General features: G+C 53.1%; 15 protein-coding genes and 4 pseudogenes. 12 read left to right on the top strand and 7 right to left on the bottom strand.

Annotation, left to right across the window (positions count from 1 at the left end):
* The first annotated feature begins 4 nt into the window (after positions 1–4).
* The 3 genes and pseudogenes from IRZ77_RS03480 to IRZ77_RS03470 all read left to right on the top strand — a co-directional run bounded on the left by IRZ77_RS03480 (position 5) and on the right by IRZ77_RS03470 (position 1154).
* A complete protein-coding gene (locus IRZ77_RS03480; protein ID WP_196172893.1) occupies positions 5–229 on the top strand; it encodes a DUF2188 domain-containing protein in 225 nt (74 codons plus the stop codon).
* Positions 226–660, top strand: coding sequence for an HhH-GDP family DNA glycosylase (locus tag IRZ77_RS03475; protein ID WP_196172891.1), 435 nt, complete (start codon positions 226–228; stop codon positions 658–660). Before IRZ77_RS03480 ends, IRZ77_RS03475 begins: the two co-directional genes overlap by 4 nt.
* 83 nt (positions 661–743) lie before the next feature.
* Positions 744–1154: pseudogene (locus IRZ77_RS03470) on the top strand (response regulator).
* Positions 1155–1177: 23 nt separating this feature from the next.
* On the opposite strand, the gene IRZ77_RS03465 reads toward IRZ77_RS03470, so the two are convergent.
* Entirely contained in the window at positions 1178–1555 is a 378-nt protein-coding gene (locus tag IRZ77_RS03465) for a response regulator (RefSeq protein ID WP_196172889.1), read from the bottom strand.
* 183 nt (positions 1556–1738) lie between these two features.
* Between IRZ77_RS03465 and IRZ77_RS03460 the strand changes: the two genes are divergently transcribed.
* Positions 1739–3286, top strand: coding sequence for a sensor histidine kinase (locus IRZ77_RS03460; protein ID WP_196172887.1), 1548 nt, complete (start codon positions 1739–1741; stop codon positions 3284–3286).
* Here IRZ77_RS03460 and IRZ77_RS03455 read toward each other — a convergent pair.
* Positions 3276–3713, bottom strand: coding sequence for a response regulator (locus IRZ77_RS03455; RefSeq protein ID WP_196172884.1), 438 nt, complete (start codon positions 3711–3713; stop codon positions 3276–3278). The genes IRZ77_RS03460 and IRZ77_RS03455 overlap by 11 nt on opposite strands.
* A gap of 267 nt (positions 3714–3980) precedes the next feature.
* Here IRZ77_RS03455 and IRZ77_RS03450 point away from each other — a divergent pair, with 267 nt between their 5' ends.
* On the top strand, positions 3981–4379 hold the full coding sequence (locus tag IRZ77_RS03450; protein WP_196172882.1) for a hypothetical protein: 399 nt from the start codon (positions 3981–3983) through the stop codon (positions 4377–4379).
* 131 nt (positions 4380–4510) lie between these two features.
* Positions 4511–4735 (top strand): annotated as a pseudogene (locus IRZ77_RS26870) (hypothetical protein); the annotation flags it as partial.
* Positions 4736–5073: 338 nt separating this feature from the next.
* Here the strand turns inward: IRZ77_RS26870 and IRZ77_RS26865 are convergent.
* Positions 5074–5364: pseudogene (locus IRZ77_RS26865) on the bottom strand (hypothetical protein).
* Between the two features lie 307 nt (positions 5365–5671).
* Here IRZ77_RS26865 and IRZ77_RS03445 point away from each other — a divergent pair.
* The 3 genes and pseudogenes from IRZ77_RS03445 to IRZ77_RS03435 all read left to right on the top strand — a co-directional run.
* Positions 5672–5887: pseudogene (locus IRZ77_RS03445) on the top strand (hypothetical protein); the annotation flags it as partial.
* A gap of 234 nt (positions 5888–6121) precedes the next feature.
* Positions 6122–6556, top strand: a complete 435-nt coding sequence (locus IRZ77_RS03440; RefSeq protein WP_087534949.1) for an NUDIX domain-containing protein — start codon at positions 6122–6124, stop codon at positions 6554–6556.
* Between the two features lie 57 nt (positions 6557–6613).
* Complete coding sequence (locus IRZ77_RS03435; RefSeq protein WP_087534944.1) at positions 6614–6886, top strand: PepSY domain-containing protein; 273 nt, start codon at positions 6614–6616, stop codon at positions 6884–6886.
* A 187-nt stretch (positions 6887–7073) separates the two neighbouring features.
* Here the strand turns inward: IRZ77_RS03435 and IRZ77_RS03430 are convergent, their stop codons facing one another.
* Positions 7074–8180 carry a sensor histidine kinase gene (locus tag IRZ77_RS03430; RefSeq protein WP_230386337.1) on the bottom strand — a complete coding sequence of 369 codons (1107 nt, stop codon included), beginning with the start codon at positions 8178–8180 and terminating at the stop codon, positions 7074–7076.
* A 267-nt stretch (positions 8181–8447) separates the two neighbouring features.
* Here IRZ77_RS03430 and IRZ77_RS03425 point away from each other — a divergent pair, with 267 nt between their 5' ends.
* From IRZ77_RS03425 to IRZ77_RS03415, 3 genes are all read left to right on the top strand, one after another.
* Positions 8448–8876 (top strand): LexA family protein, encoded by a 429-nt coding sequence (locus IRZ77_RS03425; RefSeq protein WP_196172878.1) that lies wholly within the window; start codon positions 8448–8450, stop codon positions 8874–8876.
* The gene (gene umuC / locus IRZ77_RS03420; RefSeq protein WP_196172876.1) at positions 8863–10143 is read left to right on the top strand and encodes a translesion error-prone DNA polymerase V subunit UmuC; all 1281 of its coding nucleotides are present in this window, start codon (positions 8863–8865) and stop codon (positions 10141–10143) included. The genes IRZ77_RS03425 and umuC overlap by 14 nt, the downstream gene beginning before the upstream one ends.
* 137 nt (positions 10144–10280) lie before the next feature.
* A complete protein-coding gene (locus IRZ77_RS03415; RefSeq protein ID WP_139657732.1) occupies positions 10281–10490 on the top strand; it encodes a hypothetical protein in 210 nt (69 codons plus the stop codon).
* A 38-nt stretch (positions 10491–10528) separates the two neighbouring features.
* Here the strand turns inward: IRZ77_RS03415 and IRZ77_RS03410 are convergent, their stop codons facing one another.
* From IRZ77_RS03410 to IRZ77_RS03400, 3 genes are read right to left on the bottom strand one after another with little or no spacing between them, the layout of a single operon-like run.
* A complete protein-coding gene (locus tag IRZ77_RS03410) occupies positions 10529–11434 on the bottom strand; it encodes a plasmid partitioning protein RepB C-terminal domain-containing protein (RefSeq protein ID WP_023663152.1) in 906 nt (301 codons plus the stop codon).
* Entirely contained in the window at positions 11431–12327 is an 897-nt protein-coding gene (locus IRZ77_RS03405; RefSeq protein ID WP_139657731.1) for a ParB/RepB/Spo0J family partition protein, read from the bottom strand. Before IRZ77_RS03405 ends, IRZ77_RS03410 begins: the two co-directional genes overlap by 4 nt.
* Positions 12327–13880: a recombinase family protein gene (locus IRZ77_RS03400; protein ID WP_196172874.1), complete on the bottom strand. Its 1554-nt coding sequence runs from the start codon at positions 13878–13880 to the stop codon at positions 12327–12329. Before IRZ77_RS03400 ends, IRZ77_RS03405 begins: the two co-directional genes overlap by 1 nt.
* Between the last annotated feature and the right edge of the window lie 701 nt (positions 13881–14581).

Raw genomic sequence — 14581 nt, 5'->3', positions numbered from 1 at the left:
AACCATGGACAACTACCACGTCAGTCCCACTGCAGAAGGTTGGGAGCTCAAGAAGGCTGGAGCTGAACGGGCTTCGAAGCGCAGCACCACCAAGCAGGAGCTGGTGGCCTCACTTTCCGAATTTTTCCAAGGCAAAACGGCGTCGGTAAAAATCCACAAGGCCGACGGCACCATCGAAGAGGAGCGCACCTACCCCCGCTCAGATGACCCGCGTCGTAGCAAAGGTTGAAGGACGTAACTGCCCGTGACCTCGGCATAGAGGTCGCGGATGACCTTGGCCTGTTCAGATGGTTGCTGGCCAGTTTTCTCATGGGCAAGCCTATCCGCTCAACCGTGGCTGTGAAGGCATACCGAATCCTCGTCCATGAGCAGGGGCTGAATACGCCGCAGAAGCTTTTCCAAACTTCTTATTCGGCCCTTGTCAGTTTACTCGGTCAGGCCGGGTACACACGATACGACGAATCCACCGCCCGACGGTTGCATGCCCTTGCCAACAAGTTTGAGGTGGAACTGGCTGCCCAAGTTGAGGCACTGCAGGGAGCCACAGGCATTGAGGGCTTTAAACGCTGGCTAATGGAGTTTGAGGGTATAGGCCCTAAGACGGTGGAGATATTCCTGCGCGAAGGCCGGGCCCATTTGACGACGTTGGTAGGCCGCTGAGCAGAGGGTGGCCTATAGCCCCCATCGCCGTGCGGACACATGAGTGAAACACTCGGTGATTGGACTATGGACTGGAGTGTCTGATGAGACTCGACATCAAGGGTTTGACGCTGTCAGGGAAGACAATGATCGTCATAGAAGACGATCTGACGCTTCGAACCCTGCTGGTGGAAATTCTTAGCGAATTGGGCGCCGCCTGCGCTGCGTTCGATAATGCAGAAGATGCCTTGATCAACATGTTGGGCCTTAAAGACGAATGCTCGCTGATCGTTGTAGATCACGGTGTACCTGGAAGCATTCAGGGAATGGAATTCATCTCCATGGCACATTAGAGGTGGCCTGGGCTGCCCGCAATTCTGACCTCAGGCTATCAGTTGGACGCGTCGCAGGTGACCCCGCCTGTGATTTACCTGTTCAAGCCATGGTCGATTGACCAGCTAGCGGACGCAATATGTAAAGCCCTCAACGCTTTTGCCGTGGTGAGTGATTGTTAGTCATCTGCGCTCCCATGGTTTGCTTAAGCCTCGCTGGCCGGCAGGGTTACCAGCTTGTTAATCAGCGAGGCCAGATCGGTAATCCCCCACGGTTTGGGCAGAAATGCCGCCCTCACGGGAAGTAATTGGGTATCGATGATTGCGTGTCCTGACGTCAAAATCACGGGTAGGGTAGGCCATCTGCGCCAAATGACGTGCGCCAGGCCTAATCCGTCCATGCGACCAGGCATGTTGATATCAGTCATTACCAAGGCAGGGGTTTCTTCATGTGAAAGGTGGTGAAGCGCCTCGTCAGCATTTGCAGTGGACGTAATGGTTACTGCGAAAAGTGACGAGAGACTCTCTGCGGTGAGATCTCTGAGTAGCTCGTCGTCTTCTACGATCAAAATGGTTTTGGTCATGCGTCGTTAGCTCGCTTCTGGTATGCGTTAGGGCCTCCCGGCCATACGACGTTGCTCCGAAGCGATGAGTGGTGCGCCAAGCGTCGCTTGGGATTAGCGGCTATCTTAGGAAGGCGACAAGCGAACCGCCTTCACGCTCTGCTCGGGTTTCGGGGCGAATACCGTCAATCTGAAGGGAAGACCATGCAGCAACTACCAGTTGACGAAACTATCCGAGCGGCCTTGAAGAAGACCCACATTCGCCTGCACCGCCAACATGAACTGGTGGTGGAGTTCGGCGTGATGTCCTTGAAAGTGACTGACCTGGATGTGTTGTTGACCCATGCCTGTGAAGTCGTCGCTGAAGGGATGAGCACTCGCTTCGCCAAGGTGCTGCAGCCGGCAGAGGAGGGGGAAGGGTTCATCTTGTCACACGGCGTGGGCTGGGACGCTTCTGACATCGGTCAGGCTACTGTGGGTGCTGATGAAGCAAGCCCGGCAGGCTATGCATTGGCTACCTACAGGCCAGTGCTCTCGAACCATCTGGGCATGGAGAACCGCTTCCGAACACCGGAGTTGCTAAAAAAATACGGAATCGAACGGGCTATCAACGTACCGATCCGGGGCGTGCTTAGCCCCTTTGGCGTTCTCGAAGCTGATAGCAGTGACGGGGACGATTTCGTAGAGAGCGATCTTGTATTTTTGGAGGGTATCTCGAACGTAATTTCCATGGCCCTTGAGCGAATATCTGCGGGAACAGATATCGCTCTTCCCGACCCGTATTCGGAAACACTTCTGAACGCGAGTCCAGACTGGGTCGAGATCCTGACTTCAAGCGGCGAAATGGAGTTCATGAACGAAACGGGGCTACTCTTCCTGGCTACCCAGCTGGCGGACGTGAAAGGCCAGCGGTGGCAAGACTTGTGGCCCGAGGAATCTCGCTCACTTGTGTGCGAGGCTATGGGAAAAGTAAGCGTCGCGGAAACCGCTCGATTCGAGGCCTATCACCCTATCTCTGCAGATGATCCAAAATGGTGGGACGTGACGGTGGCGCCGATCCTCGGAGCGGACGGCAAGGTCGAGCGAATGATTGCCGTATCGCGAGATATCACCGAGCGTCATCAATATGAAGCTCAATTGCTGTCGCTCATCGATGCTCAGAATAGCAAGCAAAACCGAAGCGACCTCTATCTCGAAGAGATCCACCATCGCGTCAAGAACAGCCTTCACCTGGTAAACACACTGCTGTTGCTGCAGGCCAATCTCACGTCTGATGTAGCGGTCAAATTGCAACTTGAAACCGCCGCAGGCCGAGTGGTGACCATTGCAACGGTTCACGAGCGGCTCTATCAAGCTGCCGAAGACCAGGATCTACGCGCTCGTGACTACCTCAATGCGCTGCTGGGGGATCTGGGCAGAGCCTTGGCCGACCGAAAAATTGTGCTGGAGGCTGACGATTTCGTCTTGCCCCCAGAAAGAATGGCGCCCTTGGGACTGGTCATTTCTGAACTGATCACCAATGCCCTCAAGTACGGCAAGGGCGCCATCGAGGTGACCGTCAAGCATGCCGGCGACCATGCCTTACTCACTGTCAGGGATGAAGGCGATGGCTTCCCTGATAATTACCCTAAGCCGACGGGCACTGGCCTCGGCATGCGCTTGGTCAAAAGTTATTCCGGCTACGGCAGCGCGGCTGTTGAGGTGGATCGGACAGATCGTAAAAGCTGTATCCACGTCCGCTTCAAACTGTAGAAACCAGGCGATTGAATACGTCCCCCGGCTCAGCCGTTGCTAGTTTTGATAGCTGGTCAAAAATTACTTCCTGGAGCTTGGTTACCGGCCAGGGCTTAGGCAAGAACAGCGCATTGTCAGGGAGAGCGCGAGCTACGAAGTCGTAGTAGCCACTCATTACGATGAGGCGAATCTCAGGATTTAGCTGGTTAGCGATCCAGGCGAGGTCGACTCCATTCAGCAAGCCCGGCGTTTGCACGTCCGTGAGCAGCAACGCCCAGTCTTGTTTCATTAACTCCAACTTACCGGCATCAGCGGTAGCCACCGCTGTGACAACGGCACCCCAATCTTCCAGATAGAGGGTCAAAAGCTCTCGAATCAAGGGTTCGTCCTCAACGATGAGGACGGCATGATGGTCTTTTTTTGCGACGGGGTGCAGCTCTGTCATTACTCATACTCGGGAGAGCGGCTGCTGGAAGGGAGAGACATCCAGGTCTATCTGCTGAATTTCAGCGAGACGTAGCAGCACGCCATCACTACGACATCGCGGTTACTCAGAAAATTCAGTTCGCTTCGTAGGCACACTCAAGGTGAACCAGCTTCCGCCAGAGAACTCCAATCGAGGGGCTCATGAGCCGCTGTGGTGATGCAACGTAGCGGCATGAAAGCGTGAAGCGGCCTAAGGACTAGCCGTGTTTCAGGGCAAGGATTTGTTATGCAGCGTCAGAATGTTGAACAAGCCGAGCAATTGGTGGCAGAGGTACTCGTAGCGGCCTGCCTGGCGGCGGTGGCTGACGAAGGCTCAGCCAAAGAACGCCGTGTCGTCCGTGAATTGTTACGTTGTGCCTTTGACACCCTCTGTGCCAGGCGGATCTCCGTCCATGCGCAGGTCGGGGGACTGGAAGTCAAGCTGCCCTGTGCCCAGGACGGAAGCGTCGTTAAAGAGCAACTAGCGAAATTTTTGATGAGGAAACGCGGGGGGCAGGTGGTGTTAGATCGAGCTCGTCTCCAATCTCATGCCACGCTCTTGGCTATGGGGGAGTGGTGCCGGTCGGCGTTGAGGAGCAATCTTCGGAAAGCTTTCAAGATTCTTGGTCATACCGAGTTTTGCTGAAGGCATTGACATTGCATACGTCACATCTCGACATCTTGCTACGACTTTTCCGCTCGGCGGGGATGCGTTGCCGCTCAGTTGCGCTATGGTACAGACACCCTGGCATAAGACTAAAGTCGTAGGAGGGCGGCATGCGCATACGCGGTGACATTTTCTGGAAATGGTCAGATCCGACGCTTCATCACCGAACTCACGATGAGACGCTGGACGACGGTACGACGATGGATATCCAAGTGCGGTTATCGCGAACGGGCAGCACGCAAATGTTCATAGGCGTGTATGCCTTTAGCGGTATGGCGCTGCATGAGGAGGCCTTCGACACACGCCCAGGAGAGTCAATGACCAGGGCTCTGGCCTAGGGTGTTGGCCGTGCGAGGTGCCTTGCTACCGAGCGAAACCAGCCTTCGCAACGGCTTGCTTGAACACACTGCTGGAAGCCGTGGGGCGCAATTTTCTCAGCGATCCACGGCTTGATGAGTCCAGGCGGCATATTCCGCTTTGAGAGACTGAGGTAGGTGAGGCAAATCGGGTTTCAATCCGCCCGGCTTCTTCACCCACTCGGTGAGCCAGGCGATGACCAGAGTGCGAGTCACAGGGCTGGGCCCAACCTGGCGCTCCAGCTCGGCAGCTACCTGATCTAGGAACGCGATCTTAGCGTCCAAGTGGGCCAGCTGATCAACCAATGCCTATCCTCCTAACCCATGTGCTGCTTTGGCTCCAAGGTGGATGGAGCCAGCGCACGACCCCGGCGAGCACCCCACGCCATGGCTCGAGTCACCGATTCACCGGGGCGTTTTGCATAGGCTTCCTCAATCCTTGCCAAGCCCGAGCGTTCATAGATCCCTATAAACAACTGAGTGTTCCCAGCGCGGGAGAGCCGAACCTGAATATCGAGTTTGGCTCCGTCATCTAGCTATTCATCGTGGGAATGGTGCTGCAGGGCTGGATCAGCCCCTGCCCAAAATACTGTTCCTGGATGTCGCATCCTTGCCTCCTGATTACATCTCCTTCAAGCGAGCTTAGTCCGTTTCGTCTAGGTCGGTGTTCTCAATCATTTCAGGACATTCCAGTGCATGCTCAAACATGACTCTCGTGATTTTTAGGTGCCATCCAGGCTGGAACTGCCCCAATAGCTTTCATACGCATGATCATTGCCCATGAGCCGTGCCTGTCCTAATTCCACAAGCGCGGCGGCTCCAGTGGATGCTTGCCGGTGAACTCAGCCATGCAGCATGAGTAGTCTTGAGGTTTCTGCACAAGGAGACTAATACTTAGGTCATGCTAGATGAGGGATGATCATGCAGATGCGCTTTGTCGTGGTTCCCGCTGTACCCACGGAAAAGGAGATTTTTCCTCGCCGCATCGGAGTTCCCAATGCTTCTGGGGCAGGCTTCGACCTCTACGATAACCACAGCAAAACCAGGTTGGTTTTGAATTTCCCTACTCGTGCCGAGGCGGATTACGAATGTGCCCGTCGCAACAACCAATTCGGCGCGAGCGGATCAACCTGTACAGAAGGTGACTCAAGCTATATCGGGCGCGAGTTGGGCTTTGAAGGAGCTGGATCTAGGTGTGTAGGCCATGGCTGAAGATTCGTAGTGACACCGAGCACTATGATCTCTAACCCCCATTTCCGAGCGCCGACGGATGACCTGAACTCGTTTCCGAACGTTGGTGTCATCAGCATACGGAAGCCCGCCCCTGCGTTCAGGATGTCGCGCATTCTTCAGGTGCGATCCCTCATGAGCGTCGCCAAGCATCACCCGCCCAGAGCTAAGGCCACGATCATCTGCTCACGAAACGACAAGGTTCTACTTGTCCGCAGGAAGGGTGCTAAATGGAAGTTTCCAAGCGGCGTGCTTGCGCCCGGTGAGGCGCCAATCGTTGCCGCTGCTCGCGAGCTTTGGAAGGCTCTCGCGCTTCATTGCTCAGGCTTAAAAGCTGTGGGCACCGTCGAGGTGGGCAACGTTCTTCACCACATTTTTGCGACTGATTTACCTGACAGTTGCAGCGTCGTGCTTGGCAGAGGCATCGTCGCCTGTAAGTGGGCTTGTTGGGAGGACTTGAGCTCAACCATGCTGAAGCCCACAGCCGCTGCTTTGCTTTCACGAGACCTCCAAGAGCTCGTTCACCATGATGGGCGCCCGCAATCAGTGTCGGCTTTCAACACAAACTGAACGTCAAGATCAGCGTTCGGGTCAGATCGTTAACTGTCATAAAAAAGGATGTTAGCGATGAAAGCGATGACTCGAGTGTTCACTGGCCTGGCATTAGTTGGTGCTATGGGGGCTACTTCGGCATGGGCTGATACGCCCGGTGCTGATTGGAAGGTGAACAAGGATCAGGCTGAGGCCACCTTGAAAGGCGCAGGCTACACCCAGATTACCAAGATCGAAGCCGACGATGGTCATTGGGAAGGCGAGGGGATCAAGGGTGATGGCAAGCAATACGAATTCCAGGTTGATCCGCACGACGGCAAGATTATCAAAGACGAACTGGATAACTGATCAGGGCGGGTCTTGCTCTCTGAGCGGCCCGTGCCCAAAGCGCGGGCTTTTTTTCGTTAGTCACCAAAATAGTTTTTCTGGGCCAGTCTCCCGGCAGCGCAGGCAAGCGACGGCTTTCGACCCAGCTAACCTTAAGGTTTCTCTCCAAAGTCAAAGAGCAAGCTTTCGCTTGTTAAAGTGGGAGGGCTTATGTCGTTGGCTGTCTCGGAAAACTCACCCTAAAAGTCGTGCCTTGCTCAGGACTAGATACAACATGAATGGTGCCGGCATGGCTGGCTGTAATTTCCTTGGCTATGAACAAACCTAGCCCTAAACCTTGGCTCTGCTCACCGCCAGCACGACTTGCGCGTGTCAGGCGTGCTTCAGGATCAAACAGGTAAGTGATCTGCTCGGCAGAGATTGGTTTTCCCCAGTTATGTACCTCAATTACGGCCATGTTCTCAACGCAGGTTGCACCTACTCGGATTGGTCGCTCAACATCCCCGTGTCGTATGGCATTTACCATCAGATTGGATATCACCTGACTCATGCGTAGCGGATCGACGCTCGCCGCCAGTGCATCGGTACGTTCGAAAACGACGTTAACCTGTGGATGGGCGAAGCAGACCTCTTGTACCACCCTGGCACACAACGAAGTCAGATTGATATCCTGACGTTGTACCGTGATGCCTAGGCCTAGGTTACATCTGGCGAGATCCAGCAGATCATTTACCAACTGATTGGCGCGCTCGGCACTGGTGTCGATCTGCACCGCCAAGCTCTGTTCACGCTCTCCCCACTGCTTCGCTTTGGTAAGCAGGGCCGCTCCCATTTTAATGGCCGTTAGTGGTGATCGAAGATCGTGACCCAGTACCCCCAGCACCATTTTGCGTGTGGTATCGACAGCCTTGCCATAGGATGCGATGGACTCGACGAGCGCCTGGTCGATAGCTTCGTTGAAACGGATGATTTCGGGTACTCGATCCGCTTGATCGAGTGAGGCTCCCTGTGAAAGCCAAAGTCTTAGCACGCTAGATCTGAGGGCTCTGTATTCGGACACCATCTGATCGAGGGTGAATCCATCCAGAAAGCGAAGTGCAGCATGTGTCTCAGCAGCGCTTTCTTCCACAACAGATGGGCCTAAGCCCTGAGATTTGTCGATCTCCTGCTGCAAGCTTTGCGGCGTATCCATATCGCGAGCCACGGCTTGCAGGATAAAGGCAGCATGATTTCTCAAGCCTTTGTCACTGAGCGGTTCGCGAGGTAACTCAACGGTACGAGCAAAGTCCTCCCAGGCCTGGAGGATGGTGTCCATGTGCTGAGTGATGAATGTCGACAACCGCATACAGCCCGCCCTCCGTCCTAATTGCGTATCTTTTTCGTTGAGCCTGACTAAGCGTAGCGCGTGGGCAGTGGGCGCAACGCGACTGACTTGATACTAAACCAAGCGTTCGCTATGGGCGACGGCCCTCCCTTGCCAAAGGAGATTGAGGTGCCGGCCATCTAATCTGCTCTGCTCTAGATTGACCAAATCCGGTGAAAACGCTTTACTGTACGAATATACAGTATAGGTGTTTTCGGCATGGTCACCATCCTCGGCCCCCTTGAACCAAGCGGAGTGAAGCTCCCGCTATTCTCATTTCATGTCCCTGCGGGCTTCCCCTCGCCAGCAGCGGATCATCTGGAGAAACGCATTTCCTTGGATGAGCTGCTCGACGTCCGCGCCCCGCACATTTACCTGGTGCGTGTTGAGGGCGACTCGATGATCGGTGCCGGCATCTACCCGGGCGACCTCGTGATCGTGGATCGCTCCATCGAGGCTGAGCCAGGCCACATTGTCATCGCCGCAGTGAACTGCGAACCGCTCTGCAAACGCCTTGCCCGTGACGGTAGTCAAGTGGTGCTTAAATCGGAGAATCCGCGCTACCCATCAAGGTATTTACTGGAGGGTGAAGAGCTTCAGGTATGGGGTGTTGTCACCTTTAGCGTGCGCAGTCATGACAAAGCCTGAGCGAGTCTTCGCCCTCATCGACTGCAATTCCTTCTACGCCAGCTGTGAGCGCGTTTTTCGCCTGGATATCCGCAGCAAGCCCGTCGTCGTTTTGAGCAACAACGATGGATGTGTGATCGCTCGCTCGGCGGATGCCAAGCCTTTCGTGAAGATGGGTGAGCCGTACTTCCAGATAAAGGACAAGCTCCGTAAGCATGACATCGTGGCGTGCTCGTCGAACTATGAGCTCTACGGCGATATGAGTGAGCGCGTCATGACCGTCATTGAGTCCATGGTGCCAGCAGCTGAGGTCTACAGTATCGACGAGGCCTTCGCTGAGCTCACGGGTATGTCTGGAGATCTAGAGAGGCTGGGCAGGCAGATTCGAGTCGAGGTATACCGGCGCACGGGCATCCCAGTCGGCGTCGGTATTGCCTCGACGAAGACCTTGGCGAAGCTAGCCAATCATGCTGCCAAAAAATGGCAGAGCCATACCGGTGGCGTTGTAGACCTGCGCGATGAACTGAAGCGCAACTGGGTGCTCAAGAAGAGCGATGCAGGAGATGTTTGGGGCATTGGCCGTCGTCTCTCCGCCCACCTGGCGGCTATGGATATCCGTACTGCGTGGGAGCTTGCACATGCCGACGCTTGGTCGCTCAGAAAGCAGTTCAGCGTTGTGCTGGAGAAGACTGTACGCGAGCTTGGTGGTACCACCTGCCTGGAGCTAGACGAGCCCGATCCCCCCAAGAAAGAAATTTGCTGCAGCCGCATGTTCGGTACCCGGCTCACTGAGCTGGCCCCTATCAAGGAGGCAGTGGCGACCTACACGTCCAGGGCTGCCGAGAAGCTTCGTGCGCAGCAGTCGCTCTGCAAGCGTCTACGCGTCAGCATCCGCACCGGCATGTTCAATCCCGATGAGGCGAAGTATGCCAACGGCGTTCTTGTCGAACTGCCGTACCCAACGGATGACACGCGTTTGCTGACAAAGGCTGCGCAGGAGGGCGTGGAGCGGGTTTTCCGTAAAGGTTTCCGTTACAGCAAGGCGGAGGTGCTGCTCCTCGACCTCAGCCAGCCAAACGAGATTACCGGTGACCTATTCGCGGCTGCTCAGCCTGTGGCGAGCGAGAAGTTGATGGGCGTGCTCGATGCGGTGAATGCTAGGTGGGGTAGGGGGACGATGCGGCTGGCAAGCGTGCCGGTCGATCCAAGCTGGGGTATGCGCCGGGAGATGATGAGTCAGAGCTTTACCACTCGAGTTGATGAGCTCTGGACTGTTTACTGTAAATAACGCTGTTCCAATCTTTGAGCGCGAAGCGGTCAGAAATAGGGTACACGCGGCTGCGTCACATCGCATATCCCCCGAAGGGGCTAAGAGTCATACTATAGAGCGCGACATTGAATGATTAACGACGCAGAGGCAACCAAATGAAGCGAACACTGCTGGGAATGGCTGAAGCAGGTGAGCCTCTTCTGAAGCAAGCGCTGGAGGCCATCAGAGCCTACAACCAGGCAATGGCCCAGGGCAGACCCGAAGCCGAGATCGAGCGCCTTCGCGTTGCAGCGGATCACCTGTATCAGACCGTGGTCGATTATCAACTGTACAGAGCCGGTACGCTAGGTGAGTCGGTACATTAGATAGACATGGGGCCATAGGAAGCTGAACTGTAGGGCCCTTACTCCCGCTCTAGATTTCTCGCATCTGCTGTGACTGCATCCATAATTCCCATTAGTTCTCGAGCTAAGTCAGGCTCGAAACGTTGCAAATACGCCGAAATTGAATCGTTGCGTAAAATTCTAGTCAAATAGCCTTTTGCTACAACCAGAACCAACATGGTTTCTCCCAAAGTATCCTCAACAAGCCGGTAATCATGGTAAAGTCTCTCCATTTCTCTTTCCATTTTCACGATATTTTCAGGAGATACACCTTCGACTGAGGTCTTAGTCTCCAATAAGTCCTCAGGTCTTGTTGCGGTCAATACCATCTGCGCGTAACGTCCGGTATAGCAGTTTGCAGAAATCATCATTTCTGCAGCTTCGATCTGCCGCATTGGCTTCATTTTTCTAAGTGCATGGAAGACCGGCTGACTAACCATTCTTGTTTTTAATAATTCGATGGCCTCTTTCGCTATTCCTTTTAATAGGTTTTGCCTCAGCTGGATCCGATCAAGGCTAATGTTGAGGACTTCAGCGATTCGCTCGGCAGAAACTCCTCTCTCGATAGCCTGAGTTATCATCTTACTTTCTTGAATGGGAGTTAGTCGACTTATTTGTCTATTATACGTGAATCCCTCGTCATCGGTCGAAAGCATACAGAGTGCATGTTGTGCGCCTAGCTGTTTTAACGCTGCTAGTCGTAGGTGCCCGTCAAGTACTAAGTATCTCGATGGTTGCTCATTCAAGTCAATTGGCTCATGGTGTATAGCTATTGGCTCAATGATTCCGAGCTCTCGTATGGACGCTAGAATCGTTAAATACTTAGGCGAGCTGAGAGTTGATGCCGGGATAATTCGTGATGGCAGCAATTGAGATGTTGCCAAAGTTAATAGCCTGCCATCAAACGCGCTTTTAATTTCGTTCATATTTCTCCCTTGACGCGATCGGCTAAAACCTGTGGCATGTCCTCAATGCCTTCACTCTTCAACAGGGAGCAAAAATACTCATCAGAGAGAAGCCTTCTTAATGCTGTGACGATAAATAATAGACGTTGTTCGCCAATGTCTGCTTTCTTTACCATCAATCTTTGTCTGCGCACCTCAGATTGATACGCATTAAGAAGCTGGCGGGAAGTAGTAATCTTTTCAGGTGTTTTCTGATGTTTGAAGCATTTCCCGCCAGCGCGACGATTGTCGATTAAGCGGCGGACTTTCATTAATTGCTCGCCCTTCAGTAACCCATTTTCATATGCCTCGAGCATGGCTGCTTGAGTTACAGTATCATCTGAGCGTGCGACTGTTATAGCAATTTTAATTGGTAGCCAGCCTTTTTCTACGGCACTGATTAATCGCTCTTCACCTTGTCTTAGTAAAATTAGTATTCCGCCAACATAGTTATAGTCTAGGCACGTCTTCTGTGATATTTGTTTGGTGGTGTATCCGCGATCATGTAACGAATTTATTGCTTCTAGCAGGTCGCGGTTCGAGTGCTTTCGCCGCGCGAGATTTTCTACTAGACTAATCAGATATCTGTCCACTTCACTAGCGGTTATCACCACGCAAGGGATTTTTCTCTCTCCTAACACCTTAAAGGCTTCAAATCTACCTTGACCACACACTAGGTCGAAGCCTGTGTTAGTGCGGGCTACAGTTATAGGTCTTTTTAATCCTAGATTTGCTATATTTTCAACTAATCTGGCGAAAACTTTCTTATTGCGTTGCCTTGGGTTAATAACCTTGATGAGCTCTAAGGGGATTTGTTCAATAGACGAAGCTCGGGCGACATGTAGTGTCAGCGGAGCTTCCTGAGGCGCGTTCATTACGCGGCGCTCGTCAGATGAAATCGCTTGCTCAGCGTGGACAAGATTTCCAAACTTTCGAAGCGATACAGTTCCAGTTCTCGGGGGTTTGCGTCGCCGAGTCGCAAATTAGGCGCTACCAGATCAATCATAGGAAACAGGTAGTAATCAAGTACTTCTTCTTCCCCTGGAAGCATGCGGACGGCGACAGTGATGTCCGGGAAAAGGCTGAAGTCGAATCTTACTTGCCAGCGTCGACGATTCGCTCCTATTTGCTGGCAACGGCAGAGTACAATGGAAATTGTAAACTCATCATTAACAAGCACTAGTTGAGTGCTCGGATCTATGGTTATTCGTCCTCCTACAGCCTCAATTTTCTGCTGCGTATCAGTGAGTATCTCAGGATAACGTTCTCGCAGATGACGATTGGCTTCAATGAAACTATAGTCCCTAGCCGGCTCATATCCGATGAGACGATAGCTGTCAATCAGACTACCAAAGCGCTTTCGGTAACAGCTGCTTGATGGTATGTCCTCCTGTTCGTCAATGATAAGGCCTGAGAGACACCCTCGCTCTTGAAATAAGTCTTTTAGACTCGTCAGCATTTCTTCATTTGACCATAAGCGTGTACGAGCCTGAATTATTGCCTGGGCAGCGATAAATAGCGAGCGGTCAACTATTGCTGGAAATGCTGCGTCCGCTCTTATCCATTCAGCCGCGGGGTTGGCGATGCGAGGCATCTTTAGTTTTGCTGAGGTATGGTTCCAAACGTTGTTGCCGATATATTTTTCATTCACAAGAATTTGATGTACAACACCGCGTGTCCATGGCCTGTTTAGGTCAGTAAGTAGCCCGCGCCTGTTTAATGAATCGGCAATTTCTTTTTCTGTCAGAGCCTTTTTAATAAATGAGTTATATATCTCTAGCACTACTTCTCGCTCAGCGTCTGGCCCAGGCGCTAGAACTACCCTGTCGGTTTGAAGACTTTTGTATTCTTTGCAGGAAAGCGTTGCCTTAGGTCTGCCAGTTTGGTCTATGAGGTGGCGTCGTAGACCGTAACCTGCAGTGCCGCCCTGCCTATACCCTAGCTGAATCAAACGTGACTGTCCGGCAAATACCTTCACGGAAAGCTCGCGGCTGTATTCGCCGGCCATCATTCTTTTCATGCTTTTTATGATGCTGGATACGGGGGAGCCGTCATTTACAAATTGTTCAGCACAATATTCTACTCTGACGCCTGCTTGCCGGCAGCGTACTTCATAACTTGCGCTGACGTCTGGGTCTTGAAAGCGTCCCCACCGACTGACGTCATAGACGAGCACGGTGGCGAAGTCGCAGTTTCTATATTCTACATCCGCAAGCAGACGTTGAAGAGCCTCGCGCCCATCTAGACTGAGTCCACTTTTCCCTGCATCCGTATAGATTTTCACAACATTGAGATTGTGGGTCTGCGCGTAAATGTTGATAGCGTCCAGCTGATTTTCAGTGGAGTACTGCTGATGCTCAGTCGACATCCTGACATAAGCTGCCGCCCTGTTAGTGGTTTCTGCGCTAAATGATGTGCTCGGTCGCATTTGGCAGGCCTATCAGTTGGTTTGTGGCATACCTATTACCCTAGGCAAGACTGCTGTATGCCTATCGGCGCATATCAAATAATAAATTTGGGAGGTGGAAAAATGATCGCGAAAATGGGCAATTCTTTTCCAATAAGCTCTGACGTGTATGCCCATGCCTTGGCGTCAGCGCTGCTGAACGAGCTTGGCACTTCACACAGAGCTATTAAGACCCTGCGAAATTGGACTAACGCGAGTGAAAGAACGACAAAAAATTGGATCTCTGGAGCCAACGGGCCTAGTGGGCTACATTTGATAGAAATCATGCGGCACTCCGATGCCGTTCTTCATATCGTCCTTGAACTCGCTCAACGAAGATCTATCGTCGCAGTGGCGCTTCTCCCAGCTTTGAGCCAGCGACTGATCGAGACTGCTCAACTCATTGATGCGTGTCTTGCACCCAGCTTCCACCCAGCCACATCGTGACTTTTACGGAAACGCTCTGCCGGAATGGCTAAGTGAAGCAAGCGCTCGGGGCGATCCGTGTCTACAGTGAAGCGATCGCCCTAGGCCGACCCGGCACAAAGTCCGAGCGCCTTTGCGTCGAGGCCTATCACCTGACCGTGGCCGGCTATCACCTGCACGTAGTCGGTACGTTAGGTAAGTCGGTACATTGAGTTGAGATGTGGCATCGGAAGGCCGCTGATTCGCAGCCATGCGGA

The sequence above is a fragment of the Pseudomonas pudica genome, from assembly GCF_015680405.1.
GTDB lineage: Bacteria > Pseudomonadota > Gammaproteobacteria > Pseudomonadales > Pseudomonadaceae > Aquipseudomonas > Aquipseudomonas pudica.
The sequence above is the reverse complement of the archived record's forward strand: the minus strand, read 5'-3'. Positions and strand labels throughout refer to the sequence as shown.

What these genes read in the sequence shown, in the direction of transcription:
- IRZ77_RS03480 (WP_196172893.1), top strand. Translation starts at nt 5, where the DNA reads ATGGACAACTACCACGTCAGTCCCACTGCAGAAGGTTGGGAGCTCAAG.
- IRZ77_RS03465 (WP_196172889.1), bottom strand. Translation starts at nt 1,555, where the DNA reads ATGACCAAAACCATTTTGATCGTAGAAGACGACGAGCTACTCAGAGAT.
- IRZ77_RS03460 (WP_196172887.1), top strand. Translation starts at nt 1,739, where the DNA reads ATGCAGCAACTACCAGTTGACGAAACTATCCGAGCGGCCTTGAAGAAG.
- IRZ77_RS03455 (WP_196172884.1), bottom strand. Translation starts at nt 3,713, where the DNA reads ATGACAGAGCTGCACCCCGTCGCAAAAAAAGACCATCATGCCGTCCTC.
- IRZ77_RS03450 (WP_196172882.1), top strand. Translation starts at nt 3,981, where the DNA reads ATGCAGCGTCAGAATGTTGAACAAGCCGAGCAATTGGTGGCAGAGGTA.
- IRZ77_RS03440 (WP_087534949.1), top strand. Translation starts at nt 6,122, where the DNA reads ATGAGCGTCGCCAAGCATCACCCGCCCAGAGCTAAGGCCACGATCATC.
- IRZ77_RS03435 (WP_087534944.1), top strand. Translation starts at nt 6,614, where the DNA reads ATGAAAGCGATGACTCGAGTGTTCACTGGCCTGGCATTAGTTGGTGCT.
- IRZ77_RS03430 (WP_230386337.1), bottom strand. Translation starts at nt 8,180, where the DNA reads ATGGACACCATCCTCCAGGCCTGGGAGGACTTTGCTCGTACCGTTGAG.
- IRZ77_RS03425 (WP_196172878.1), top strand. Translation starts at nt 8,448, where the DNA reads ATGGTCACCATCCTCGGCCCCCTTGAACCAAGCGGAGTGAAGCTCCCG.
- umuC (WP_196172876.1), top strand. Translation starts at nt 8,863, where the DNA reads ATGACAAAGCCTGAGCGAGTCTTCGCCCTCATCGACTGCAATTCCTTC.
- IRZ77_RS03415 (WP_139657732.1), top strand. Translation starts at nt 10,281, where the DNA reads ATGAAGCGAACACTGCTGGGAATGGCTGAAGCAGGTGAGCCTCTTCTG.
- IRZ77_RS03410 (WP_023663152.1), bottom strand. Translation starts at nt 11,434, where the DNA reads ATGAACGAAATTAAAAGCGCGTTTGATGGCAGGCTATTAACTTTGGCA.
- IRZ77_RS03405 (WP_139657731.1), bottom strand. Translation starts at nt 12,327, where the DNA reads ATGAACGCGCCTCAGGAAGCTCCGCTGACACTACATGTCGCCCGAGCT.
- IRZ77_RS03400 (WP_196172874.1), bottom strand. Translation starts at nt 13,880, where the DNA reads ATGCGACCGAGCACATCATTTAGCGCAGAAACCACTAACAGGGCGGCA.